Raw genomic sequence first — 26,256 nt, 5'->3', positions numbered from 1 at the left:
CTACTTGTTTAATTTCTTAAGTCGGATGCTCACAGCGTTTTTATGTGCGGTTAATTGTTCTGCCTCTGCCATAATTTCTACGGTAGCCCCAATGTTTTGAAGACCTTTTGGGGTGATATTTTGAAACGTGATTTTCTTTATGAAGCTATCGTACGAAACACCGCTATAACTCTTGGCATATCCATTGGTTGGCAATGTGTGATTGGTTCCACTTGCATAATCTCCGGCACTTTCACAGGAGTAATTTCCAAGAAAAACGGACCCTGCATTTTGAATTTTATCACCATATTCTTCTGCGTTTTCAAGGGCCAAAATTAAATGTTCAGGAGCATAATTGTTGCTAAAATCGATACATTCCTCCACTGAATTGAACCATACGGAAAAGCTGTTTTCCAATGTTTTTCTTGCGAGATCAGCTCTTGATAAAGTACTCAATTGCTTTTCCAAAGCAAGATTTACTTGCTCGATAAGGGGTTTATAATTCGTTGCAAAAACTACCTGGCTGTCCGTTCCGTGTTCTGCCTGTGAAAGTAAATCTGCCGCAATAAATTCTGGGTCTGCATTTTCATCTGCAATAACCAAAACTTCACTGGGTCCTGCAGGCAAATCGATCGCAATGCCGTTCTTTTGAACAAGTTCTTTTGCTTTGGTTACATATTGGTTACCGGGTCCAAAAATTTTATCTACTTTAGGAATGCTCTCGGTTCCATAAGCCAAGGCAGCGATGGCCTGGGCACCGCCGATTTTATAAATTTGGTTAATACCCAAAAAGGAAGCGGTGTACAAAATGGCTGGATTAATCGTTCCCTTTTGATCACAAGGCGTACACAAAACAATGTTTTTGCAACCTGCAATTTGTGCAGGAATTGCCAACATCAGCAGGGTTGAAAATAGGGGAGCAGAACCGCCAGGTATATAAAGTCCTACATTTTCTATAGCCACGTTTTTTCTCCAGCAAGTCACACCTTCCATGGTTTCCACAGGTATTTCTGCAACTTTCTGAGAAGCGTGAAATTTGTAGATGTTGTTATAGGCAATAGAAATCGCCTGTTTCAGTTCGTTTGAAACCTGAGAGTTTGCTTGCTCGATTTCGGAGGAACTTATTTTAAGATTGCCTAAGTTGAATTTATCGAATTCTAAGGTAAATTCCCGAAGGGCAGCATCGCCCATGGTCCGTACTTTGTCAATGATATTGGCTACGGTGTCATCTAAGTTTCTCTTTTCAATCAAAGGTCTTTTGGCTAAATTTTGCCATGTAGATCTTGAGGGATTATTCAAGTATTTCATTATGTTTTTTTTTGAGTTCGTTTACACAATCATTTTTTCGATAGGAATGACGAGAATTCCTTCAGCTCCGGCTTCTTTTAATTCGTCTATGATCTCCCAGAATTTGTCTTCTCTGATAACAGAATGTAAGCTGCTCCAACCTTCCCTTGCCAGGGGTAGAATGGTCGGGCTGTTCATTCCTGGAAGAATTGTTTTGATTTTTTCCAGTTTAGAATCGAGGGTATTCAATAAAATGTATTTGTTTTCTTTGGCTTTCTGAACGGACTGGATTCGGAACAACAGTTTTTCTAAAATCTGTTTTTTGGATTCTTCTAAATTAGGATTTGCCACCAAAACCGCCTGACTTACCAGGACTTTCTCTACTTCTTTTAACCCATTCGAAAGCAGGGTGCTACCGCTGCTTACAATATCGCAGATACCGTCTGCTAAACCGATTCCCGGTGCAATTTCCACACTTCCTGATATAACTTCTATCGTTACTTCGATATTCTGTTTCTGAAAGTATTCCAATAAAATATTGGGATAGGAGGTTGCGATGCGTTTGTTTCTGAAAAATTCCAAGCTGTCGTATTGTGTTTCTTTAGGAACTGCCAGACTCAAGCGGCAGGAAGAAAAACCAAGCTTTTCAACGAGATTGATAATCTTTTTACTTTCAACCAGAACATTTTCTCCTATGATGCCTATATCAGCAACTTGTTGTTCGACGTATTGGGGAATGTCATCATCTCTTAAAAACAAAATTTCAATTGGAAAATTAGTAGCTTCCGTGATTAGTTTTCCACCGCCATTTGGAAATTTAATTCCGCATTGTTGCAGTAGATCGATTGATTTTTCGTTAAGTCTGCCACTTTTTTGAATGGCAATTCTAAGTTTACTCATTTTTCACTAGTATTAAATGTTTGAGTAAATCTTAAATGGGGGATGACCTGTAAAAAAGAAAAATCCCGTTTGATTTACTCAAACGGGATTAGATTTAGATATTTTGAATTTACAGCATATCATTCTCAGCTCGCTTGAGTGCAAGGATGAAAATGATGATGTAATTGATTAAACATTCTTTGTGTTTTAAATTAGGGGGCGAAGATAAATATTTTTTTGTTATTCAAACAATTATTTTTTTTGTTTTCTAATAAAACTATAAAATTCACTACCTTTAAATCCTAAATCAATTCTATGAAAAAGATTCTTATAACCAGCTTTCTTTGCGGTTTTTTATTTTCTCAGGCGCAGTACACGCTTCCAGCGCAAAGCCCTAGGCAGAAAATTGAACAACAATTTTCTCTAACCAGTATTTCTGTAGACTATGGTCGTCCGGCGGTGAAAGACCGGGTGGTTTTTGGAGACTTAGTTCCTTATGATGCTGTATGGCGCGCGGGAGCGAATTCCTCGACAAAAATTACCTTTGGTGAAAAAGTGAACTTTGGTGGCGTGGATGTCCCTGCGGGAACGTATGGTCTTTACATTGAGCCCTCCAAATCGCAGTGGCGAGTCATCTTAAATAAGGACTCTCAAAGTTGGGGAACCCAATACAACAAAGAGCTTGATCTTTACAGTGTAAAAGTTCCTAAGGTGGACTTAGCTCAGAAAGTGGAGTGGTTTACCATTTCGATTGAGCCTGTGGATACAACGCATGCAAATCTAACCTTTGCATGGGATAAATCTTCCGCTACGGTACCCGTCAGTGTACAAAACGCGGATAAGACAAAAGCCATTGTAGAGAAGCTCGGGGAGATTAGATCGATTGAGCGTGCAAAATAAGGTAAGGGTATAGGTAAGACGAGCATCGCAAAAAAAATAGTTGCTTAATTTTCGGTTGCACCTGTAGGCTCAGCCTTTTACCTTTGTGACTAGTTAATCGCAAATGTCAATGAAAAACTTAAGTTCTCAAATCATGTACCAGGCCAGTTTGGACAAAAATTCAGATTTTGAAGGGGTATTTTGGATGGGTGTGAAGACCACAGGAATCTTCTGTCGCCCCACATGCAGCGCCCGAAAACCTAAAGCCGAAAACGTGGAGTTTTTTCAAAACACAAAGGATGCAATTTTAAAAGGATACCGCCCCTGCAAAGTTTGTAAGCCCCTAGAGAATCCAGATGAAACTCCCCAGTACATTCAACAAATTTTGAAGGAACTAAGGGAAAACCCTGCCTTAAAATTTAAAGATTACGATTTGGTAAAACGGGGGATTGACCCCTCTACGATGCGAAGATGGTTTCAGAAGAACCACGGAATGACCTTTCAGGCATTTCAAAGAATGTTTCGTTTGAATACGGCTTTCAAAAAATTGCAACAAGGAGAAAATGTGATGGAAACAGCTTATGATAGTGGTTTTGAAAGTTTAAGTGGATTTAGTGAAAGTTTCAAAAATATTTTCGGGGTTTCTCCGAAAAATTCAAAAGCGCAAAGAATTATTGATTTAAAAAGAATCGAAACCCCGATAGGAACCATGTATGCAGCGGCAACCGAAGAGGGCATTTGTATGCTCGAATTTACCGATCGAAGAATGCTGGAAACTGAATTTAAAGATTTAGCAAAATCCCTCAATGCCACCATTATTCAAGGGGATAATCCCCATTTTGATACCTTAGAAAAAGAACTTTCAGAATATTTTGAAGGAATTCGTAAAGAATTTACCGTTCCACTTTCCCCTGTAGGAACCGACTTTCAGAAAAGTGTTTGGGAAATTTTAATGAAGATCCCTTACGGTGAAACATGGAATTATCGCAAACAATCGGAAGTTTTGGGCGATGTAAAGAAAGTCCGCGCCGTGGCCAATGCAAATGGCATGAATAAAATTTCCATTTTAATACCTTGCCATCGCGTTATCGGAAGTGATGGGACTTTAACGGGGTATGGGGGTGGAATTTGGCGCAAACAAAAATTACTCGAGTTGGAAAAATCAATTCTTTTTTAATCTCCTTGAACTCCCTTTATTTCTAATAAAGATAAATCCTCCTTCTCATGACTCCCAATCTACAACCTACTTTAGAGACCGAAAACTACCAACTAGTTCCTCTTGCCCAATCCGATTTTGAGGCCTTGTATGCAAGTGCAAAGGATCCCGAAACCTGGAGTCAACATCCCAATCCGGACCGCTACAAACGAGAGGTTTTTCTGAATTTCTTTCAAGGTGCTCTCCAAAGTGGAGGCGCCTTTAAGGTGGTTCGAAAAAAGGATGGTGTGGTACTAGGTTCTACGCGGTTTTACGATTACAATCCACTGAGTAGCGAGATCTTAATTGGATATACCTTTTACAATCCCAAGTATTGGGGACAAGGGGTAAATCGCGAAGTAAAGGAGGCTATGCTCAACTATATTTTTGATTACATAGACACCGTCGTGTTTCACGTAGGGCGAGAAAATGAGAGATCCAAACGGGCAATGGAAAAATTGGGAGCCCTAAAGCGTCGAGAGTTGGAAGTAGCGTACCACGGAGAGTCGCCCAAAATCAATATAGAGTATGAAATCTCTAAATCCAGTTGGACAAAGCGCAAAAGCGAAAGCTGATTTGCGCTTCTCTCTTTTGAGTAAAACGGTCTAAAGTCTTTTTAATGCTAAAAAATTTGTTCATTCCTTGGATAGTTTTTATATTTAGAACCATAGAATTGAAAAATTATGGCAAAAAAAGAATCAAAATTTTCGATTGATAAATCACTAGAACGTTTAGGGATTTCCAAAGAAAATAATGGAGTGAATATGGGGGGCAAATCCTTTGCGAAAGGCGATGTGATTGAAAGCTATTCCCCGGCAGATGGTAAACTGATCGCAAAGATTAAAACCGGTAGCCTTAGCGATTTTGAGAAAGTAATTTCCAAGGCGAAAGAAGCCTTCAAAGAATTTTCCCGTATCCCAGCTCCCAAAAGAGGAGAGCTAATCCGCCAATTTGGAGAAAAGCTTCGTGAAAACAAACAAGATTTGGGTAAACTCGTGTCTTACGAGATGGGGAAATCCCTCCAAGAAGGTCTAGGAGAAGTGCAAGAGATGATTGACATCTGTGATTTTGCCCTAGGGCTTTCTCGTCAACTTTACGGATACACGATGCATTCTGAAAGACCCTCTCACCGTATGTACGAACAGTACCATCCGTTAGGGATTGTAGGGGTGATTTCCGCTTTTAATTTCCCAGTAGCGGTATGGAGTTGGAATACAGCGCTTGCCTTAGTCTGTGGAAACGTGGTGGTTTGGAAGCCGTCCGAAAAAGTAGGACTTTGTGCTTTGGCCTGTCAGAACCTATTAAACGAAGTTTTAAAAGAAAACAAAATGCCACAGGGCGTTTGTAGTGTTATTGTAGCGGACCATACTGTGGGCGCAGCGCTCGTAGAAGAAACAAGCATTCCACTTGTGTCCTTTACGGGATCTACCAAAGTAGGAAGAGAAGTAGGGGTAAAGGTTCAACAAAGGTTTGGGAAGTCCATCTTAGAATTAGGTGGGAACAATGCCATCATTATTTCAGAGCATGCCGACATCGACATGTCCGTGATTGGAGCGGTGTTTGGAGCTGTAGGAACTGCAGGACAGCGCTGTACCTCTACCCGAAGACTCATTATTCATGAGAGCCTATACGACCAAGTGAAAGAGCGACTTGTAAAAGCCTACGCCCAACTTAAGATTGGAAACCCTTTGGATGTAAACAACCACGTAGGACCGCTTATTGATCTTTCCGCAGTGAAAAATTACCAGAGCTCCATCAAAAAATGCGAGGAGCAAGGTGGAAAATTCATTGTAAAAGGAGGCGTGTTAAAAGGAAAAGAATACGCTTCAGGATGCTACGTAAAACCATGTGTTGCGGAAGTCGAAAACCATTTTGAAATCGTACAGCACGAAACGTTTGCTCCGATATTGTACCTAATCAAATATAAGACGTTAGAAGAGGCCATTGAACTGCAAAATAGCGTTCCTCAAGGTCTATCCTCAGCCATCATGACTCAAAATCTTCGCGAAGCGGAACTTTTCCTTTCTGCTCAAGGTTCGGATTGTGGGATTGCGAACGTAAACATTGGAACCTCAGGTGCTGAAATTGGCGGTGCCTTTGGTGGAGAAAAAGAAACGGGAGGAGGTCGCGAGAGTGGCTCCGATGTGTGGAAATACTACATGAGAAGACAAACCAATACAATCAACTACGGTCTGGATCTACCTTTGGCCCAGGGCATCACGTTCGATTTATAAATTCAAATCCTAATTAAGCACCAAATACAAATTTATTATGCATACAGAAATTCACCAAGATTCCATCGCCCCTAAAGACGTACAAAGCGTACTAGCCAGACACTTACTTGTGGACGGTTTTGATTTTGTAATGGATATTGAAAAATCCCATGGATCGTGGATTCATGACAGTCTTTCGGGTGAGGATTACTTGGATATGTTTTCGATGTTTGCTTCTGCATCCATCGGATACAACCATCCTTATCTTTTAGAGCATGTGGGTTGGCTTGGAAAAATGGCCGTGAATAAGCCTACCTTGGCAGACGTATACAGTGTAGAATACGCTGAGTTTATGGAAGTCTTTGAAAGAGTCGTAGTTCCAAAGGAACTTCAATACGCTTTTTTCGTCTCGGGTGGAACGCTGGCCGTGGAAAATGCGATGAAAGCAGCCTTTGACTGGAAGACAAGACTCAATATGGAGAAGGGACAGGATTTAGAGGCAGATATCTGCATCCATTTCCGTCAAGCTTTTCATGGAAGAAGTGGATATACTCTAAGTCTTACCAATACGTCCGACCCAAGGAAACATCAGTATTTCCCTAAATTCGATTGGCCAAGGATTTTAAATCCTCATTTGAGTTTTCCAATCACTGAGGAAAACTTACAAGAGACCATCAAAAATGAACAGCTTGCCATTTTGAACATTGAGGAAGCCATTTTAGCAAGTCCCGGTCGTGTTGCCTGCATTATCATAGAACCCATCCAAGCGGAAGGGGGAGATCATCATTTCCGAGATGAGTTCTTTCAAGCGCTACGCAAAATTTGTGATGAGCACGAAATTTTGCTCATTTTTGACGAAGTACAAACGGGCATTGGCATGACAGGGAAAATGTGGGCATTTGAGCATTTTTCCGTGAGACCCGATCTTATTGCCTTTGGAAAGAAAACCCAAGTTTGTGGCGTTCTCGCGAACAAAGAGAAGATGGACCGTATCCCAAACAATGTATTTAGAGAAAGTTCAAGAATCAATTCTACGTTTGGAGGAAACTTCATTGATATGATGCGACTCAAACTTATTCTGGAAGTGATTGAAAAGGATAACCTAGTGGAAAATTCACGTTTGGTAGGGGAGAGCCTGTTGAAAGGACTCGAAAATCTTGCTCATAAATACCCAGAGCAGGTTTCAAACCCTAGAGGTCGTGGACTCATGTGCGCGATTGATTTGAAAGATCCTGAAACCAGAGACCGCTTCCGTGTTAAGCTTTACGAAGAAAAAGTAATACTACTCGCTTGTGGAGAGCAGTCGCTTCGTTTCAGACCGCATTTAACGGTATCGAAGGAGGAGATTCAAATGGCAATTGACAAAATGGATCAGATTTTAGCCGCAGGATTTTAAGAACCTCGTTAAATTTTATTAAAAACTTGAGTACCGCACAAAATTGTGCGGTATTTTTTGTGAATCCACGGGACTCTTTTAATAATAATGTCTACTTTTGATACTTTGATTTTTTAAATCCCTCTTAAAACTATGAAAAAACGAATCCTATCCAGCTTGGCACTGCTACTGGCCGTGCACACTTGGGCGCAAGTAGGCTACTGGCCAAACGACACGAAAGGCAAGGACAAAAGTCTTTATGCCTTGAAGAACATTACCCTTTACCAAGATTCAAAAACAGTGATCCCTGAGGCTGTTTTGGTCTTTCAAGAAGGAAAAGTCGTGGCCTCAGGCAAAGCCTCCATTCCTAAAGGAGCGGTTGTTATTGATGGCAAGGGCGCTTTTGTGTATCCCTCTTTTATCGATCCCTACGCGAGTGTAGGAGTGGAGAAAAAACAAAGAAAGCAGTACGATCCAGGTAGCAGCTACCTTCCTACCGATGCGACGTCTGCCGCCTATAACGATGCGGTGAAAGCCGACACGAGAGCGGTAGAGACCTTTACAAACCAATCCAAGGACTTTAATGCGTACTTAAGCCAAGGGTTTGGATCGGTTCTTAGTTTTAATGAGGACGGGCTGGTTCGTGGATCCGCCGTTTTGATTGGACTAGGAGAAGGGACCAGTGCTGAGAAAATAATTAAAAGCGATGCCGCTTTAATGCTCTCCTTTTCAAAAGGGAGTTCCAGACAGGCGTATCCTTCCTCTCTTGTAGGTTCCATTGCTTTACTTCGTCAATTGTACTTAGATGCAAAATGGTATGAGACCTCTAAAGATTCAAAAGCTCTAAACGCAAATCTAGAAGCCTTTAATCAACTAAAAGACCTTCCTACCATTATAGAAACCTCAGAAAAATGGGACGTTCTTAGAGCGGACAAAATTGGAGATGAAACAAGTCGTCAGTTTGTGTTTTTAGGTTCGGGGAACGAATACCAACGCGCAAAAGAAATTAAAGCCACTGGCGGTACTCTTATCTTACCCCTGAATTATCCAAAACCTTACCAAATAAAAGATGCGCTGGATGTCGAAGTTCTTGATGTAGCAGCCCTTAAACATTGGGAGCTCGCTCCATACAATGCAGTCTATCTTGCGAAAGAAAATGTTCCTATTGCCTTTACAATGAACGGTCTTTCAGACAAAAGCAAGTTTTTAACCGAACTTAGAGCTTTGCATGAAAAAGGAATGAGCAAAGAGCAGTTGTTAGAATCGCTAACAAAGGTTCCTGCAAAGCTTTTAAAGGAGGAGAGACTAGGGAGCCTAAAAGCAGGCTCACTTGCGAATTTCTTTGTAAGCTCCGGAGACCTGTTTGAAAAAGAAACGGAGATTTATGACAATTATGTGATGGGAACCCGCTACCAAGTTACCCAGCGTCCAACGCAGGACATTCGAGGAACCTATAAGTTAACCTTGAATGGACAGACTTACGATTTAAAAGTAAAAGGGAAGTTGACAAGTCCACAAGCTGAAATCTCCCAAGGAACCAAGAAAGGCAAAGTGAAACTTGCTTTTGCAGAGTATAAACTGGCGATGGAACTTAAACTTCCAAACGATTCCCTAGAGAACTATCGTTTAATGTACGAGCTGGATCGATACAAAAATGCAAGCGGTCGCGCTTTAAATAAAAACGGACAGCCCGTACAGTATTCTCTTGTACAAACTCAAGGATATTCACCGGAGCCTCAGAAGCCCAAATCTCCTTTAGACCAGAAAGTCGGAGAGATATGGTATCCGTTCTCTGCATTTGGATCTCCCGAGCTTCCAAAGGCTGAAGATTACTTAATTCAAGGAGCCACGGTCTGGACCAACACAGAGAAAGGCATTGTTGAGAATTACGATGTGAAAGTATCCAAAGGAAAAATTGTAGCCGTAGGACAAGGACTTTCAGCAGGGGGAGCCAAAGTGATTTCAGGAAAATCCATGCACCTTACAAGCGGTATTATTGATGAGCATACCCACGTGGGAATTGCTCGCGGTGTGAACGAAGGGGGAACCAACAATTCTGCGGAAGTAAGAATGAGCGATGCCATCAATCCGGATGATGTGAACTTATACCGCCAACTCTCAGGAGGAGTAACCATTGCTCAGCAGCTTCACGGAAGTGCAAACCCTGTGGGAGGGCAGTCTTCACTTATTAAATTTAGATGGGGAGAGGATCCAACTGACATGCAGTACGAAGGAGCCAAGCCATTTATCAAGTTTGCCTTAGGGGAAAACGTGAAGCAGGCTAACTGGGGAGGAAATCCGAATCGATTTCCTCAAAGTAGAGCCGGTGTAGAGCAGGCCTTTGATTTCTGGTTCACCCGTGCAAAAGAATACGGCGAGGAAAAAAGAACAAACAAAAATTACCGTAAAGATCTTCGATTGGAATCCATGTTAGAGATCTTAAACAAGGAGCGTTTTATCACCTCGCACTCGTATGTGCAAAGTGAAATTAATATGCTGATGGAGGTAGCGAATCGTTTTAATTTTAGAGTGCAAACCTTTACCCATATCTTAGAAGGGTATAAGGTCGCAGACCTTATGAAAGCGCACGGAGCCAATGCTTCCACCTTCTCCGATTGGTGGGCTTATAAAGAAGAAGTGAGAGACGCGATTCCGCAAAATGCGGCCCTATTACTAGAGGCGGGCGTAAACACAGCTATTAATTCGGACGATGCAGAAATGGCTCGCCGACTCAATCAAGAGGCTGCTAAATCCGTTAAATACGGAGGGGTATCTCAAGAAGCTGCCTGGAAAATGGTTACTTTAAACCCAGCGAAGATGCTTATGATCGACGATCGAGTAGGTTCTGTAGCGGTGGGGAAAGATGCGGATTTAGTCCTTTGGACAGCCAATCCTTTAAGTATCTATGCCACTGTGGACAAAACCTTCGTAGATGGAACTTTGTATTTTGATGGCCAAACCCAAGCCTTGAAAGACCAAAAAGTGAGAAACGAAAAAAATAGAATTGTGCAAAAGATGCTTTTCTCAGACGATCAAAAGTCTGGCAATACGAAAGCGGTGAGTAAAACGGAGCCAGTTCTTTATCACTGCGACACCTTGGAGGAGCATTTGCTATCGGAAACTCATTCTCATTAATTAATACAGAACCTATGAACTCATCAAAACGTACTCTATATAGTTTATTTGCCTTTTTCATTAGCGTAAGTAGCTTTGCGCAAAGGCCAAAACCTGCTCCTGCGCAAAATGCGCCCATCGCCATTACGGGGGCAACCTTGCATACAGCCACCGGGCAAGTGCTTCCCAGCACGACCCTTGTGTTTGACAAGGGAATCATTACCTCCATTGGAGGCGCAGTTCCACAAGGAGCACAAGTCATTGAAGCCAGTGGAAAGCATGTCTATCCCGGGTTTATCCTTGTGAACAATTCCTTAGGACTCGTGGAAATATCGGCCACAAAAGCCACCGTGGATTTTAGAGAGTCCAACGGTCTTGTGCCGGAAGTAAGAACTTTAATTGCCTTTAATACGGACAGTCACGTAATCCCGACGGTGCGTAGCAACGGAGTTCTTCTTGCTCAGCCTGTAATGGAAAGAGGACTTCTTTCGGGAACTTCTTCGATTATGCAGCTAGACGGGTGGAACTGGCAAGATGCGGTGGTCAGCGAGGACAATGTGCTTCACATGAACTGGCCGACCATTTATCGACTAAGTGACGCGAAAAGAAGCAAGCAGCTAAACGATCGAAGAGAAGAAGATCTCTTAGAGCTTAAGAGTCTTTTCCAACGTGCAAAATCCTACGACAAGAACTCGGGGTATAAAGAATTTAAATTGCAAAGTATAGCGCCTCTTTTTACAGGGGAGAAGATTCTCTTTGCGGCCGTAAGCGGTCCAAACGAAGCGCTAGAATTAATTAAATTTACAAAAGATTACGGGGTGAAAAAGACTGTGCTGATTGGAGATTCCTCTCTCGAATCGGTCCTTGATGAAATCAAGGCTAGTGGCTATCCACTCATTGTCACCAATCCTCACTCTTTGCCTACGAATGCCTCATCTTCCCCTAGGCTTCCTTATCAGTTCGCGAAAATGGTGTCTGATAAAGGAATTTTGCACGGACTGGATTACAGTGCACGAAAAGATTTCTCGGATTCCAGAAACCTTCCTTTTCTTGCAGGAACCACTGCGGCCTATGGGTTAGATAAGGAAAAGGCTTTGCAGAGTATTACCTTAAACTTAGCGAAGATGCTCGGTATTGACAAAACGCACGGGAGTTTGGAAGTGGGGAAAAGTGCAACGTTATTTATTTCGGAAGGAGATGCACTTGATCAACTTACCAATCAGGTAACTCGCGGCTTTATTGATGGACGAGATATAGAACTCAGAAACCATCAAACCACCCTTTATGAGCGGTACCAGGAAAAAATAGAAGGAAATAAAAGCGGAAAATGAAACCGGTAAGGAAAACCATCTTTTAACAATTTTAATGTTAAGTTTTGGTAAACCTGTTAAATTAAAGCTAAATTTTTCGTATATTTAGACTCTATTAAATGAATTACTATGGAAAGAAAGACAAGAGTTTCGGTATTTGAGAGTGCAATTCAGCAAGAAATTCAACTCGTGAAATCGAAATTAGACGAAGCCGGAATAGAGAATGCAGTGGAAAATGCATACATGACCTTTACGACCACACCGACAGCGAATACGCTTAGTGTGAAGGTAAATTTGAATAAAGAGCAAGAAGCCTTTGCTATTATTGACCAGTGGCTCCTAGAGTCGAAGGCCACTCAGAATTAACCAAATTGTTTTCATATATTGAATTTTAATTTTATTGAAACCGTGATCCCTGGGCATCACGGTTTTTTTGATCTCAGAGAGCTTCTTTTCTCTACGTCAAAAATAAAGTAGCTTTGCTAAGAGAATTCCAAAATGAAAGAGAGTATGAAAATTGACAGTCCTGAACTTACCTTTAGAAAAGCCACAAAGGAGGAAATTCCCCAAGCGTGGTCCATTATTAAATCGGGAATTGAACTGCGCAAAAGCCAAGGTTCAAGACAGTGGCAAGACGGCTATCCCAATGAGGATTCGATTGGAACGGATATTGAAAAGGGGGAGGGTTTTTTTATTGTGAGCGGGAAGGAGATTGTAGCCTATTGTGCTATGATTGAAAACTACGAACCTGCCTACGAGGAGATTGAAGGGGAGTGGCTAACAAAGGGAGAGTTCCTTGTGGTGCATAGAATGGGCGTGAGTCCAAGTGCAAGTGGAAAAGGATACGGAAAAATGCTTCTGCTTTTTGCGCAGAATTATGCCTTGCAGCGTGGGATTCCATCCATTAAAGTGGATACGAATTTTGATAATTTGGCTATGCTAAGAATTATGGACTCCCTTGGATATACCTACTGCGGGGAGGTCTTTTTTCGAGGATCTTCTCGAAGAGCCTACGAAAAAGTACTCTCTACAGAGGAATCTACTCAAAAATAAGAAGACAAGAATCTCACGAATAAAAGGGCAATGGACGAAAAAGAAAAATGCAAACGAGGTCTTCTGTACGATGCAAACGACCTTACCTTAGTGGAGGAAAGAATGCAGTGCAAAGTGATTCTTCAAGAACTAGAGCAGCTCTCCCCAAGGGAAACCCTTAAGAGGAGAGAGGCACTATCTTCTCTTTTAGGTTCGACAAAGGAAAATTTTATCCTGGAGTCGGGATTTAAGTGTGATTATGGGTATAACATCCATGTAGGAGAAAATTTTTTCGCCAACTTTAATCTGGTGATTCTTGACGAGGCTAGCGTGGAATTTGGGGATAATGTACTCATTGGACCCAACTGCTCCTTTTATACCGCTCTGCATCCGCTCGAGTACGAAAGCCGAAACTTAGGAGTGGAAACGGCAAAACCCATTAAAGTGGGAAATAATGTGTGGCTGGGTGGAAATGTAGTGGTGTTGCCTGGCGTTACGATTGGTGAGAATTGTGTGATTGGAGCTGGAAGTGTTGTTTCGCGTTCGATTGAATCCGGAATGCTAGCTTTTGGAAATCCCTGCAAAGCGGTCCGCAAGATTAAACAAAATCCAAAGGGGAAATAGAGTCTTTGGCTCTTTTCACGAGTAAAAATGGGGAGGCAAAATAAAATAGGTTTCTACGGGGAAGTGGCCACAAACGGAGAGGGCTGTTTCTAGCGTATTGGTTTATAGTACTTATTTATTTTTTCGATAATCCCTATTGGTTCGGTTTTTTACGAACCAAAATTTGTACCTTTGCTCACGTAAATTTGTACCTCCTATGCGCAGTCGTATTGCAATAGATGCCTCCCTGTTTGAGGATTTTGCTTCGTTCTATGGCGAGTTTTTTCACTTGCCTCCTTTGGCGGCGAAAATTCAGGCGTTTTTAATCTTTGATTTTGAGCGTCAGGGGGTCACTTTCGAAGAATTAGTAGAGGCTTTTTCGGCAAGCAAAAGCTCCATCTCAACCAATTTGCATCTGTTACTAGAAATCGGACTTATCAAGGAATTACCGAAGGAATGTCGAAAACGTTTTTTCAGTATCAACAATGAATTTATCCGCCTTCGTTTTGAAGAACTTTTAGAGCGCTTAAAATCAGAGCGATCGCTTTTTGAAAGGCTTATGGTATTTCGAGGGTCGAAGGGGGAATATTCCAACGAAAAATACGAAATTTACAGCAAGCTTATTGATAATAGTATCGCAAATATAGAAAACTCACTAAGACAATTATACAATGAATAAACGAATCGTTTTATTACTAGTAGCCTCTTTCGCGTTAGGGGCTTGTAAGAAAAAAGAAACTCAGGCTCCAAGTCAGACCAAAGCGGTTAGCAGCGTGAAAGCTCAAACACGAAGCGTGACCGGATACACTTCCTTTCCGGCTAGTATTCAAGGCCGTGTGAACAACGAAGTGCGTGCGAAAATCCAAGGATACATTACGCAAGTACTTGTGGACGAAGGTCAGTTTGTAAGCAAAGGACAACCCCTTTTTCGTTTGGAAACCAATACCCTTAATCAGTCCGCTTCGGCGGCAAGAGCAGGGATTGGAGCTGCAGATGCGAGTGTAAAAGCAGCCCAAAGTGCCGTCAATGCAGCGCAAGTCGAGGTGAATAAAATTAAACCGCTAGTGGATAAGAACATTATCTCTAGTGTTCAACTTCAAACCGCTCAAGCAAATTTAGCGGGTGCCCAAGCGCAGCTTTCGCAAGCGATTGCAGCCAAAGCGCAGGCCAGTGCAAACTTCCAAGGCGTTCAAGCGAATATCGATTATTCTGTGATCCGTTCTCCTATTTCAGGGGTTGTGGGTAAATTAAATCAACGGACTGGTAGTCTTGTGGGGCCTTCCGACCAGCAACCGATTACCACGGTTTCGGATACGAGCGAACTGTATGCCTATTTCTCGATGAATGAAACGGAGTATTTGAATTTCTTAAAGAATTCTTACGGTTCCACCATGTCAGAAAAATTGAAAAATATGCCCGCTGTAGAACTACAGATGGCAAACGGTGATATTTATTCTCATAAAGGAGTGATTAAAGCGGTTACAGGGCAAATTGACCCAAGCACAGGAACCATTCAATTTAGAGTGTCGCTTCCAAATCCAGAAAAAATGTTAAGCAATGGGAACACAGGAACCATTCGTCTTCCTAAAACCTATTCAAACGTTCTTGTCGTTCCTGAAACGGCGACGTACGAACAACAAGGACTTGTTTATGTGTACAAAATTGTAAAAGATACGGCGACTAGCGCGGTCATTCAAGTGACGGATCGTGTAGACAACCTTGCCATTGTGGAAGGAGGGTTGAAAGAAGGGGAAACCGTTGTTGCCGAGGGTGTGGGGAGCTTAAGAACAGGAACTCCTGTGAAAGCAAAACCTATCCAATTGGATGACTTACTGAAAGCCATCAAAATCCAATTTAACAATTAAAAAGTGCCACGTGAACTCGGCTATTTGGATATCAAACGAAGCACAAATAGCCAAAATCCAAGATAAAAATGATAAAACGATTTATAGATAGACCCGTACTCTCGACCGTAATTTCGATTATGATCGTGATCCTAGGTATTCTGGGGCTCATGGCACTGCCTGTAACCCAGTATCCAGACATTGCCCCACCGACCGTAAGAATCTCCGCAAACTATACGGGAGCGAACGCGCAAACGGTTATGAATTCGGTTGTAATTCCGATCGAAGAGCAGGTCAACGGGGTAGAAGGGATGGATTATATTAATTCCACAGCCCAAAACAATGGATCCGCATCGATTCAGATCTTTTTCAAACAAGGAGTAGATCCCGATATTGCGGCCGTAAACGTTCAAAACAAGGTACAGCGTGCCATGCCTTTACTTCCCTCGGAAGTAACCCGCTCTGGGGTAATTACGCAGAAGCAGCAAACCAGTGCACTTATGTTCCTAACGTTCTATACGAGCAATCCGGATTTAGACGAGACCTGGCTCCAAAACTATTTAAACATTAATGTCGTTCCGGGACTAAAACGGGTCAACGGTGTTGGGGATGCGATGGTATTTGGAGGCAAGACTTATTCCATGAGAGTTTGGCTTGATCCTTCCAAAATGGCGGCGTACGGCATTGAACCTACAGAGATTTCTACAGCGATTAACGAGCAATCTCGAGAAGCTGCCGCAGGATCCATCGGGGAGAATGACGGAAATTCCTTTGAATATGTAATTACCTACAAAGGGAAATTTGACGAGGCTTCGGAGTATGAGAATATTGTCATCCGCTCCCTAGGGAATGGGCAGTTTTTACATTTAAAAGATGTGGCAAAAGTAGAACTTGCCGCTTTGTCTTATTCTGGAATTGGAGAAAGTAATGGAAATCGTTCCATCAGTATGGGGATCTTCCAAACACCGGGCTCCAATGCACAGGCCATTATTGAAGACATAAATGTCTTTTTGAAGCAACAACAAGATTCGTTTCCAGAGGGAATCGGGTACAACATTAACTTTGATACCAACGAATTCCTAGAAGCGTCCATTTCAAAAGTAGTGACCACCCTAATTGAAGCCTTCCTACTGGTATTCCTAGTGGTGTATATTTTCCTTCAAGATTTCCGTTCCACTTTGATTCCCGCCATTGCGGTTCCGGTGTCGATTGTGGGAACGTTCTTCTTTTTAAATTTACTAGGCTATTCCCTTAACCTCTTGACTCTCTTTGCCCTGGTTCTCGCCATTGGGATTGTAGTCGACGACGCCATTGTCGTCGTAGAAGCCGTCCATGCGAAATTAGAACAAGGGATCACTGATGCAAAAAGGGCCACGGTGGAGGCCATGGACGAGATTACAGGGGCGATTATTTCCATTACTCTTGTAATGGCAGCCGTTTTTATTCCTGTAACTTTCTTAGAAGGCCCCACAGGAGTCTTTTACCAACAGTTTGGGATTACCCTAATTATTGCGATTTTAATTTCGGCGGTAAATGCCCTAACTTTAAGTCCAATGCTTTGTGCGCTACTACTTAAGCCAAACGCACATCACCACAAAGAATACACAGAATTAAATATCCGAGATAAATTCTTCTATAAATTTAACGTAGGATTCAAATCCATCACCGATCGTTATGGTCGTTCGTTCCTCTTTTTAATTCGCCACAAGTGGGTGACTTTAATTATTTTTGGACTCGGAGGACTTACCTTCTGGTGGGCTAATTCAACGATGCCTTCAGGTTTCATTCCAAGTGAAGACCGAGGAATTATCTTTGCGGACATTCAGCTTCCTCAAGGAGCCTCTATGGAAAGAACCTATTCGATTTTGCAAGACCTTCAGAAGGAAGCTCGAAAAATCGACGGGGTACAAAACGTGACCTTTAGTTCCTCGCGTGGTTTCATGTCAGGACAAGGATCAAACGTAGGGCAGGCCTTTATTAAATTAAAGCCTTTTAAAGAAAGAACTTCGGATGCCACAAGTGTACAAGGAATTACAGGACAATTGTTTGGACTGGCTCAAAAGTATCCAGATGCTAAAATGATTTTCTTTTCTCCTCCAAGTGTCCCTGGATTTGGTCAGAGTGAAGGGTTTAACTTTGAGCTTTTGGATCGTTCAGGCGGAGAGTTATCCAGCTTAAGTACTGCAGCTCAGGATTTCATAGCAGAGCTAATGAAGAGACCAGAAATTCAGTTTGCTTCCACTTCCTTTAATACCAACTACCCTCAATACGAGATGATCATTGACATCCCTAGAGCAAAAGATGTAGGCGTTTCAGTCAACAGCATTTTGAGTGCGATGCAAGGCTATGTAGGAGGAATTTACGCTTCGGATTTCACGAAATACGGAAAGCAGTTTAGAGTCATGATCCAGGCCCTGCCAGAGGATAGAGCAAGTGCTCAAGACTTAAGCAAACTCTACGTGAAAACTGCAAGTGGACAAATGACACCGCTATCTCAATTTGTAACCCTTGAGCGTACCTTTGGACCTCAATCGATTGAACGTTACAACCTCTTTACTTCGGTAGGAATTAGTGGGTCCAACGCACCGGGGTATTCCACAGGGGATGCCATTGCGGCTGTGCAGGAAGTGCAAGCTCAACATTTATCCACGGATTATGATGTTGAATTTACAGGACTCTCCAAGGAAGAAATGAAAGCAGGATCTCAAACGTATGTAGTGTTTCTATTAAGCTTCCTATTTGTGTACTTTATTCTAGCGGCTCAATACGAGAGTTTCATTCTTCCGTTTGCTGTGATCGTGTCCCTTCCTTTAGGAGTCATCGGGGCGTACTTTGGTCAGAGCATTATGGGACTTGAAAACAACATCTATTTCCAGATTGCCATTATCATGCTTATTGGACTCTTAGCGAAGAACGCCATTTTGATTGTGGAATTTGCGGTCCAGCGTAGACATAAGGGTGAGAGTATTGCTATGTCCGCAATCAACGCGGCTAAAGCCAGACTTAGACCGATTCTAATGACCTCCTTTGCCTTCATCTTCGGGATGCTTCCCCTGGTGTTTGCAAGTGGAATTGGGATGGTTGGAAACCGATCGATTGGAACCGGTGCAGCGGCAGGGCTACTGATTGGAACCTTTGTAGGTCTTTTGGTTATTCCCGTGCTTTATGTCATCTTCCAATGGCTTCAGGAAAAAGTAGTACCTCTTAAAAAAGAAGCGATTAATTTGAACGAATAAGGGAGAAAAACCTTAAAAATAAATTAGAAAGACAATGAATATTTATAAACAAGCAAAATCGGTTATTCTTCCCCTAGCTCTAGGAGTGCTGCTTACTTCGTGCGCAACTGCCACCAAGTATGAAACGCCTCCTCAGGTGGTAGAACAGACCCTTTATAGGACAGATCAACTGCCTCAAGATTCACTTAGCTTTGGCGATGTATCTTGGCGTGAGATCTTTACGGATCCTATTTTGCAAGGGCATATTCAAAAAGCCTTAGACAACAATATCGATGTGCGTATTGCACTTCAAAATATTGTGTCCGCAGAAGCTTATTTAAAGCAAAGCAAAGCTGCCTATCTGCCGACCATAAACATTGGACCGAACTATACGTTCAACACCCAATCGTTAAATACTCAGTCCGGTCAAATGCTTTCTGAGCGTACGCACAATTCTCAGTGGGACCTAATGGGCGCCTTAAATTGGGAGATTGATATTTGGGGGAAAATGGCCTCCGAGCAGCGCGCACAAATGGCTTCCTATCTAGGAACCGTTTCCGCTCACCAATCCATCAAAAGCGATTTGGTTGCTGCCGTAGCCGCCTCTTATTTTCAGTTACTCACCTTTGATGAGCAAAAGAGAATTATTAACGAGACGATTTTACTTAGACAGAAGAACCTAGAAACTACCCAAGCACTTAAAGATGCGGGGTCACTTACGGAAGTAGCAGTGCAGCAAAGTGAAGCTTTGGTGCATAATGCGGAGTCTCTTTTAATCAACATTGATATCCAGATTGAACTTCTGGAAAACACAATGAGTCTTTTGCTTGCAGAACCTTCTGCAGCGATCACTAGAAGTACGCTTGAGAATCAGAACTTGCCTATCGCACTTGATCTTGGGTATCCAAGTCAACTGCTTAGCAACCGTCCCGACGTAAGAATGGCAGAACTTAATTTGGTGCAAGCCTTTGAGCTTTCAAAAGCGGCCAAAGCGCAGTTTTACCCACGTCTTACAATCACAGGAAGTGGGGGACTGCAATCCAAAGACATAGACAATCTCTTTAGTGCAAATTCTCTTTTTGCTAATGTGGTAGGAGGTCTATTGCAACCTGTCTTAAACAAAAGACAGATTAGAACGCAATACGAAGTGAGTTTAGCCAACAAAGAAATTGCGTATTTAAACTTTAGACGTTCAGTCTTAACGGCAGGGAAAGAAGTTTCGGATGCTATTAAAATGTACTCTTCTCAAGATTCATTTATTTCCTTAAAGCAAAAGGAATTAGATGCATACCGTAAAAGTGTCGAGTTTTCACAAGAACTTGTAAATTATGGGATGGCCAATTACTTAGAAGTAATTAATGCCTCAGTCAATCAACTCAATGCAGAGCTTAATATTTCGAATGCCCGATATGCAAAAATGCAGTCCGGTATCGAGCTTTATAGAGCTTTAGGAGGAGGTTGGAAGTAAACCCAAAAGTAAATAAAACAAAGCGCAGGGAAATTTTGATCCCTGCGCTTTGCTATTTTTAAAATATTACCTATTATTGCACTCTGAATTCAGATTGATCTGATTTAGAATGGGGGATTGGCGCAGTTGGCTAGCGCGTTTGACTGGCAGTCAAAAGGTCACGGGTTCGAATCCCGTATTCTCCACGTAAACCCTCTTAAACTCCCGTGTTTAAGAGGGTTTTTTTTGAGGTGCCAATCAAGAATCCTTCGTGTCATCACAACCGTCCTATTTAAACGAAGTTGGGGAAAGCCGACTTATTGCGATAAGACTCAATACACGGACAAACCTGAGCGATTCTTAAGCGTTCTCATTTGATAATGTAAAAACAAGAAGAGATAATCGGAAATAAACCGATTATCTAATTGTATTTTAACAAGATTAGGACTATATACTGGTTTCATTTTTTTAATTAGCGCCCTTAACATGATTCGCTTTAAGTATCGGTCAGAATTGATTTTTTTTACTTCTTTTTTGATGAAGGAATCATCAATTAAACAGATCAACTGTCCAAAAATAGGGTTCTCCCTGCTTCATTCCTTCAACGCGTAATTTAACTATGTAGGAATTTCTAAAACTTGGAAAAAATCCTCTAACTTTATCGAATCCAATACTCAAGAAATACCTTGTATTTATGAATAACAATCCAATTTACGATGCCATTGTGGTAGGAGGCAGCAGCGCTGGACTCTCCGCTTCTTTAGCCTTAGGAAGAGCTCGCAGAAAAGTGCTCCTTATTGACAGCGGCATGCCTTGCAATCGCATGGCACCCCAATCTCATAATTTTTTCACGCGTGACGGTACTCCTCCTTTAGAGCTTCTCTCGATTGCTCGGGATCAATTGAAACTTTACAAAACCATAGAGTGTGTAGAGGATTTAGTGACCGGAGTCGAGAAGACAAAAGAGGGCTTTTTCGTCAAAGCGGAATCGGGTAAAACCTGGAGCGCAAAGAAAATGATCTTTGCTACTGGGATAAAGGATATTATGCCGCCCATTGTTGGATTTAAAGAGGCGTGGGGAGTTTCGATTATCCATTGTCCTTACTGCCACGGATACGAAAACCGGGATCAGAAAACGGGCATTCTTGCCACGGGCGAAAGCGCTTATGAAATGGGGAAATTAATTTCCAATTGGACCGGCGATCTTACGATTTACACCAATGGGGAAGAAAAGCTTTCAGAAGAGTACAGCAGTGCCCTAACGAAAAAAGGAATAAAGATTGTAGATCGCAAAATTAAAGAGCTGGTGCAAGAGAATGGAAAGCTTAAAGCGGTTTTGTTTGAGGACGACTCGAGTCAGCAGCTGAGCGTTATGTATGCGCATCCTGAATTTGAGCAGCATTGTAAGCTTCCCATAGACCTAGGCTGTGAACTCACGGAGCAGGGGCATATCAAGGTGGAGATTTCTATGAAAACATGCGTGGACGGCGTTTATGCGTGTGGCGACAATGCAAGCTTTGTACGTTCCATTGCGAACGCAGTCTACAACGGAAGCATGGCCGGAGGTGCACTCAACTCAGAATTAATTGAACAAGGTTTTAAGTAAGAAAGAAGCAGAAAGTGATTGAAAAAAACTAAGCCACTCATTTCTCGCAAACTGCGTTTCTTATCCTTATCTTTGTATAGAGTTGAATTTGAACAGGTTTTTTTAGTGAAAAGTTTACCCGATTTATTTGAGAAGGGAAGACCCCTTAAAAAAGAACGCAAATGAAATTCAAAAATTAATACAACCCGAAATCCTTTGCCGAGACTTAACTATGGACTATTCAGTACTCTTACAAAAGGCAGCTCAGTTTTCGCAAGACTTCTTAGAGCAATATGACCTAACAAAGCTTCGTTTTCATAACGAAATCCATCTAAAAGAGGTGGTGGAAGCCAGCCGAAAGATGGCAATGCATTATTCGCTGTCTGAAAGAGACACTGCGATTGTGGGGCTTGCCTCGTACTTTCATGACCTTGGCTATTGCCAAGTGGGCAAGCAAGGTCACGAGCTTCGAGGAACAGAGATCGCACAAAAATTTTTAGAAGGCGAATCCGCCGACCCAGAGTTTATTTCAGAGGTCAAGAATTGCATTCTTGCCACAAAAATGCCTCAAGAGCCTAAGAACCTTTTAGAAGAAATTGTATGCGATGCGGATCTATTCCACTTTGGTAAAGATTGGTTTGAATACAGAAACAAACTGCTTCAGCAAGAAGCAAAAGCCTGTGGGGCTGAGTTTTCCAAGGAAGACTGGCGCGCCTCAACCATTGCCCTAATGGAAAAACACCGTTACCATACAGACTACGCAAAACAAAACTTGGAACCTAAAAAGATGGAAAATCTTCAAATGCTAAAAGACAAGGAGAAAACCGATTTACAAGACAAAGAGAAAAAAGCCAAGAGACCGGATCGAGGCATTGAAACCATGTTTCGAATCACCTCGACAAACAATCAGCGTCTAAGTGACATGGCGGACAATAAGTCAAACATTTTGATTACCGTAAACTCGATCATCCTTTCGGTGGTCATTGCCATGCTTCTTCGAAAACTTGACAACAACGCGCACCTTATTATCCCTACAGTCATTTTACTAAGCATTAGTTTAGCTACCATGGTTCTAGCTATTTTAGCCACACGTCCTTCGATTCCAAAAGGCTATTTCACAAAAGAGGATTTGGCCGCTAAAAAAGTCAACTTGCTCTTTTTTGGAAATTTTCACCGAATGGATTTAGAAAGCTACAGCCAGGGAATGAATGAAGTGATGGAAGACAGGGACTTTTTATACAACACCCTAATTCGAGATGTGTATTCTCAAGGGGTTGTACTTGGACGAAAATTCAGACTTCTAAGACTTGCCTACAATGTGTTTATGTTTGGGCTTGTTCTCTCTGTACTGGTCTTTTTAATCGTTGTTATTATTAATCGATAATTTGAAATGAAATCCATGGCAGACCCAATTTCGCCTTACTTTATGGACCGCGATTTAAGTTGGCTCCATTTTAATGGAAGAATCTTAGAAGAAGCGAGCCTTGAGAGCGTCCCGCTCCTTGCTAAAATTAATTTTTTAGCCATATTCTCTTCCAATTTGGATGAGTTTTACCGCGTAAGAATGCCTGTTCTTTCGGCACTCAAAAAACTGATGAAAGTTCCAGATCCCCTTTTTGGAACCATTGAAACTGGGGTTTATGCGCAGGCCACAGCCCTTATTGAATCGCAACAGGAGAAGTATGGAGAAATCATTCGAACGCTTGTTTTACCTAAGTTAAGCGAAAATGGAATTGTCCTCTTATACAACCAGCCTTTCCCACAAGAAATTAAGCAGGAAGCGCGCGATTATTTCTATACAAGGATAGCAGCCTTTTTGCAGGTTAAATCCATGGAGCAATCTAGTCTCTATATTGAAAATAACAAACTCTATAGCGCAATTTCGTTTGAAAAAGACTCTGAAGTATTGATTGTAAACATCCCTTCGGATTCTTTAGATCGTTTTCATGTCATTGAAAAACCGGACTGTAAATACATTGTTTTCATAGACGACATACTAAGAGAGAATATCGCTGCCTTGTTTCCAGGCAAAACCCTCACAGGGTTCTATACCTTTAAAGTGACGCGAAATGCCGATTTAAATTTAGAAGATGAATTTGAAGGAGATCTTCGGGTTAAGATTGAAGAGCAGATTGCCAAAAGAGATTATGGCCTTGCCACAAGACTCTTGTATCAACCCGATATGCCTAAAGAAATTAGAGATTCACTCTTATCGCATTTGGGCCTCAGGAAGCGAAGCGCAATGAAGGGTGGGTTCAACCATAATCTCAAAGATTTTTTTCAGTTTCCCCTTTCGAATCCGGAGTGGAACTATACGTCCCAACCTCCCTTATCGCATCCGGAATTAAAAGAAGAGTCTGTCTTTGAAAGGCTAGAGAAAAAAGATTTGATGGTAAGTACTCCCTATCAGTCTTACGATCCCATTCTAAGATTCTTTAATGAAGCTTCATTAGATCCTAAGACGCAGGAAATATGGATTTCTATCTACCGCGTTGCAAAAAACTCTCAGATTTTAAATGCCCTCATTAGTGCAGCCAAGAACGGAAAAAAAGTAACGGTTTTTGTCGAGCTAAAAGCTCGCTTTGATGAAGGCAATAACATTCGATGGGCTAAAAAACTAAGGAAAGCAGGCGTAAATGTTCTTTATAGTTTACCTAACCTTAAAGTACATGCTAAAATTGCCCTGGTTCAACGAAAAACCGAAGGAAATGAGCCTACGTATTTAGGACTGCTCTCGACTGGAAATTTAAATGAAGTGACTGCGGGAGTCTATGCGGACCATATGATTCTAACGGCAAACCCTGAGCTTTTACTAGAACTAAGAGATGTCTTTGAAATGCTGTCTCAAAGAGACGAGCAGCAAAGAAAACCCTACGAGTTTAAACATCTGCTCGTGGCCCAATTTAATATGCTTGGAGAATTCACGAGCCTTATTGAGAAGGAAATTGAGGCGGCAAAACTGGGACAAGAGGCCAAGATTCTTATAAAACTTAACAACTTAGAAGACAAGGGCCTAATTCGTAAGCTCTATGAAGCGAGTGAAGCAGGCGTAAAAATTACATTAATCGTAAGAAGCATTTGTCGTTTGGTTCCAGGCGTTCCAGGGATGAGTTCTAATATCACCGTGAGACGTTTGGTGGATCGTTACCTAGAGCATAGTCGAGTCTTTGTCTTTCATCAAGGGGGAAAGGATCTCATGTATATGGGTTCGGCCGATTGGATGCGCCGAAACCTTTACAATCGAATTGAGGTTTGTTATCCGGTCCTAGATCCGGATCTAAAGAAGGAGATCTTTACCTTCCTCGATTATCAACTTCGAGACGATGAGTTCGCTGTAGAACTGGATGAAAATTTACACAACGTCCCTTTGCAAACTTCAGTAGGCGTTCGCGCTCAAAAGGCAATTTACGACTATTTAAATTCTAAAAGCACAGGTTTATGAAAAGCAAACTATTTACGCCTGTAAGGGCCCTTCTTTTCGCACTTATTTCGCTTAATGCCTGCGCGCAAGATAACACGACGAAATACCAAAGTCCAAAGAATTACGATTTAACCCAGCCAAAGGTAGAACCTTTATGGGATGCGCTCCATGAAATTTCAGCCATTGGATTTTGGGGAGACACTCTTGTGGCCGTAGAGGATGAAAATGGCATTCTTTATAAGTTTACACCCTTTTCAAAAACCCTTACTGAGACTTATTTTGGCGCTAGCGCAGATTACGAAGGTCTTGCCGTGGCAAAAGATTTTGTCGTGGTGCTTCGAAGTGACGGGACCCTTTTTTCGATCCCTAAAAAGGAACTTTCTAAAGACAAGACTTCCCTTGCGAGGGAGTGGAGTGGTCAGCTCCCAAAAGGAGAGTATGAGTCCCTTGCTTACAATGCAAAAGACTCCCTTCTTTATGCAGTTTGCAAATCCTGCTCCGTGGATAAGAAAAGCGATAAAACCTCAGGATATAGACTTTCACTTTCGAGTGAAGGCGAAATCAAGAAGCTCGATGAATTTAAAATTGAGCATACTTTGATTGATTCTCTCTCCTCCTTGAAAGGAAAGAAATTTAGACCCTCCGCCTTAGGACAAAACCCGAAAACGGGGGAGTGGTATTTACTTTCATCTGTGAACCAGATGCTCGTGGTTTTAGATGACAAAATGAGTCCAAAGGCAGCTTATTCTCTGGATCCAAAACTTTATAACCAGCCCGAAGGCCTTGCATTCGATAAAGATGGCGCCTTATTTATTAGTAACGAAGGGGGAAGCAAAACAAGTAGACCCAGTCTCTTAAAGTTTAATTTAATTCCTTAG

Annotated in this window: 20 protein-coding genes and 1 tRNA gene; 19 read left to right on the top strand and 2 right to left on the bottom strand. The window is 41.9% G+C overall.

Features of this window, described 5'->3' with window-relative positions; translation table 11 throughout:
- Entirely contained in the window at positions 1-1,287 is a 1,287-nt protein-coding gene (hisD, locus tag AC3IRX_RS01920) for a histidinol dehydrogenase (protein WP_489210815.1), read from the bottom strand.
- A 21-nt stretch (positions 1,288-1,308) separates the two neighbouring features.
- On the bottom strand, positions 1,309-2,166 hold the full coding sequence (gene hisG / locus AC3IRX_RS01915; RefSeq protein ID WP_489210814.1) for an ATP phosphoribosyltransferase: 858 nt from the start codon (positions 2,164-2,166) through the stop codon (positions 1,309-1,311).
- A 294-nt stretch (positions 2,167-2,460) separates the two neighbouring features.
- Here hisG and AC3IRX_RS01910 point away from each other — a divergent pair, with 294 nt between their 5' ends.
- From AC3IRX_RS01910 to AC3IRX_RS01820, 19 genes are all read left to right on the top strand, one after another.
- Positions 2,461-3,045: a DUF2911 domain-containing protein gene (locus AC3IRX_RS01910; protein WP_459112442.1), complete on the top strand. Its 585-nt coding sequence runs from the start codon at positions 2,461-2,463 to the stop codon at positions 3,043-3,045.
- 109 nt (positions 3,046-3,154) lie between these two features.
- Positions 3,155-4,201 (top strand): bifunctional transcriptional activator/DNA repair enzyme AdaA, encoded by a 1,047-nt coding sequence (locus AC3IRX_RS01905; protein WP_489210813.1) that lies wholly within the window; start codon positions 3,155-3,157, stop codon positions 4,199-4,201.
- 47 nt (positions 4,202-4,248) lie between these two features.
- Positions 4,249-4,794 (top strand): GNAT family N-acetyltransferase, encoded by a 546-nt coding sequence (locus tag AC3IRX_RS01900; protein WP_489210812.1) that lies wholly within the window; start codon positions 4,249-4,251, stop codon positions 4,792-4,794.
- 108 nt (positions 4,795-4,902) lie between these two features.
- Positions 4,903-6,453 carry an L-piperidine-6-carboxylate dehydrogenase gene (gene amaB / locus AC3IRX_RS01895; protein ID WP_489210811.1) on the top strand — a complete coding sequence of 517 codons (1,551 nt, stop codon included), beginning with the start codon at positions 4,903-4,905 and terminating at the stop codon, positions 6,451-6,453.
- Positions 6,454-6,490: 37 nt separating this feature from the next.
- Complete coding sequence (gene lat / locus AC3IRX_RS01890; RefSeq protein WP_489210810.1) at positions 6,491-7,828, top strand: L-lysine 6-transaminase; 1,338 nt, start codon at positions 6,491-6,493, stop codon at positions 7,826-7,828.
- A 132-nt stretch (positions 7,829-7,960) separates the two neighbouring features.
- Positions 7,961-10,942: an amidohydrolase family protein gene (locus tag AC3IRX_RS01885; RefSeq protein WP_489210809.1), complete on the top strand. Its 2,982-nt coding sequence runs from the start codon at positions 7,961-7,963 to the stop codon at positions 10,940-10,942.
- 14 nt (positions 10,943-10,956) lie between these two features.
- The gene (locus AC3IRX_RS01880; protein ID WP_489210808.1) at positions 10,957-12,252 is read left to right on the top strand and encodes an amidohydrolase family protein; all 1,296 of its coding nucleotides are present in this window, start codon (positions 10,957-10,959) and stop codon (positions 12,250-12,252) included.
- A 108-nt stretch (positions 12,253-12,360) separates the two neighbouring features.
- On the top strand, positions 12,361-12,597 hold the full coding sequence (locus tag AC3IRX_RS01875) for a DUF2007 domain-containing protein (protein WP_489210807.1): 237 nt from the start codon (positions 12,361-12,363) through the stop codon (positions 12,595-12,597).
- A gap of 144 nt (positions 12,598-12,741) precedes the next feature.
- Positions 12,742-13,284, top strand: a complete 543-nt coding sequence (locus tag AC3IRX_RS01870; RefSeq protein ID WP_489210806.1) for a GNAT family N-acetyltransferase — start codon at positions 12,742-12,744, stop codon at positions 13,282-13,284.
- 30 nt (positions 13,285-13,314) lie between these two features.
- Positions 13,315-13,887, top strand: a complete 573-nt coding sequence (locus AC3IRX_RS01865; RefSeq protein WP_489210805.1) for a sugar O-acetyltransferase — start codon at positions 13,315-13,317, stop codon at positions 13,885-13,887.
- Between the two features lie 196 nt (positions 13,888-14,083).
- Complete coding sequence (locus AC3IRX_RS01860; RefSeq protein ID WP_489210804.1) at positions 14,084-14,545, top strand: transcriptional regulator; 462 nt, start codon at positions 14,084-14,086, stop codon at positions 14,543-14,545.
- On the top strand, positions 14,538-15,731 hold the full coding sequence (locus AC3IRX_RS01855) for an efflux RND transporter periplasmic adaptor subunit (RefSeq protein ID WP_489210803.1): 1,194 nt from the start codon (positions 14,538-14,540) through the stop codon (positions 15,729-15,731). The genes AC3IRX_RS01860 and AC3IRX_RS01855 overlap by 8 nt, the downstream gene beginning before the upstream one ends.
- A gap of 68 nt (positions 15,732-15,799) precedes the next feature.
- Positions 15,800-18,946 (top strand): efflux RND transporter permease subunit, encoded by a 3,147-nt coding sequence (locus AC3IRX_RS01850; protein WP_489210802.1) that lies wholly within the window; start codon positions 15,800-15,802, stop codon positions 18,944-18,946.
- 34 nt (positions 18,947-18,980) lie between these two features.
- The gene (locus AC3IRX_RS01845; protein WP_489210801.1) at positions 18,981-20,393 is read left to right on the top strand and encodes a TolC family protein; all 1,413 of its coding nucleotides are present in this window, start codon (positions 18,981-18,983) and stop codon (positions 20,391-20,393) included.
- Positions 20,394-20,504: 111 nt separating this feature from the next.
- A tRNA-Ala gene (locus tag AC3IRX_RS01840) sits at positions 20,505-20,578 on the top strand.
- Positions 20,579-21,066: 488 nt separating this feature from the next.
- On the top strand, positions 21,067-21,978 hold the full coding sequence (locus tag AC3IRX_RS01835; RefSeq protein WP_489210800.1) for an NAD(P)/FAD-dependent oxidoreductase: 912 nt from the start codon (positions 21,067-21,069) through the stop codon (positions 21,976-21,978).
- Positions 21,979-22,189: 211 nt separating this feature from the next.
- A complete protein-coding gene (locus tag AC3IRX_RS01830; RefSeq protein ID WP_489210799.1) occupies positions 22,190-23,341 on the top strand; it encodes a Pycsar system effector family protein in 1,152 nt (383 codons plus the stop codon).
- A 15-nt stretch (positions 23,342-23,356) separates the two neighbouring features.
- The gene (gene ppk1 / locus AC3IRX_RS01825) at positions 23,357-25,399 is read left to right on the top strand and encodes a polyphosphate kinase 1 (protein WP_489210798.1); all 2,043 of its coding nucleotides are present in this window, start codon (positions 23,357-23,359) and stop codon (positions 25,397-25,399) included.
- Complete coding sequence (locus AC3IRX_RS01820; protein WP_489210797.1) at positions 25,396-26,256, top strand: SdiA-regulated domain-containing protein; 861 nt, start codon at positions 25,396-25,398, stop codon at positions 26,254-26,256. The genes ppk1 and AC3IRX_RS01820 overlap by 4 nt, the downstream gene beginning before the upstream one ends.

The organism is Epilithonimonas sp. KH_059, assembly GCF_057838485.1.
The sequence above is the reverse complement of the archived record's forward strand: the minus strand, read 5'-3'. Positions and strand labels throughout refer to the sequence as shown.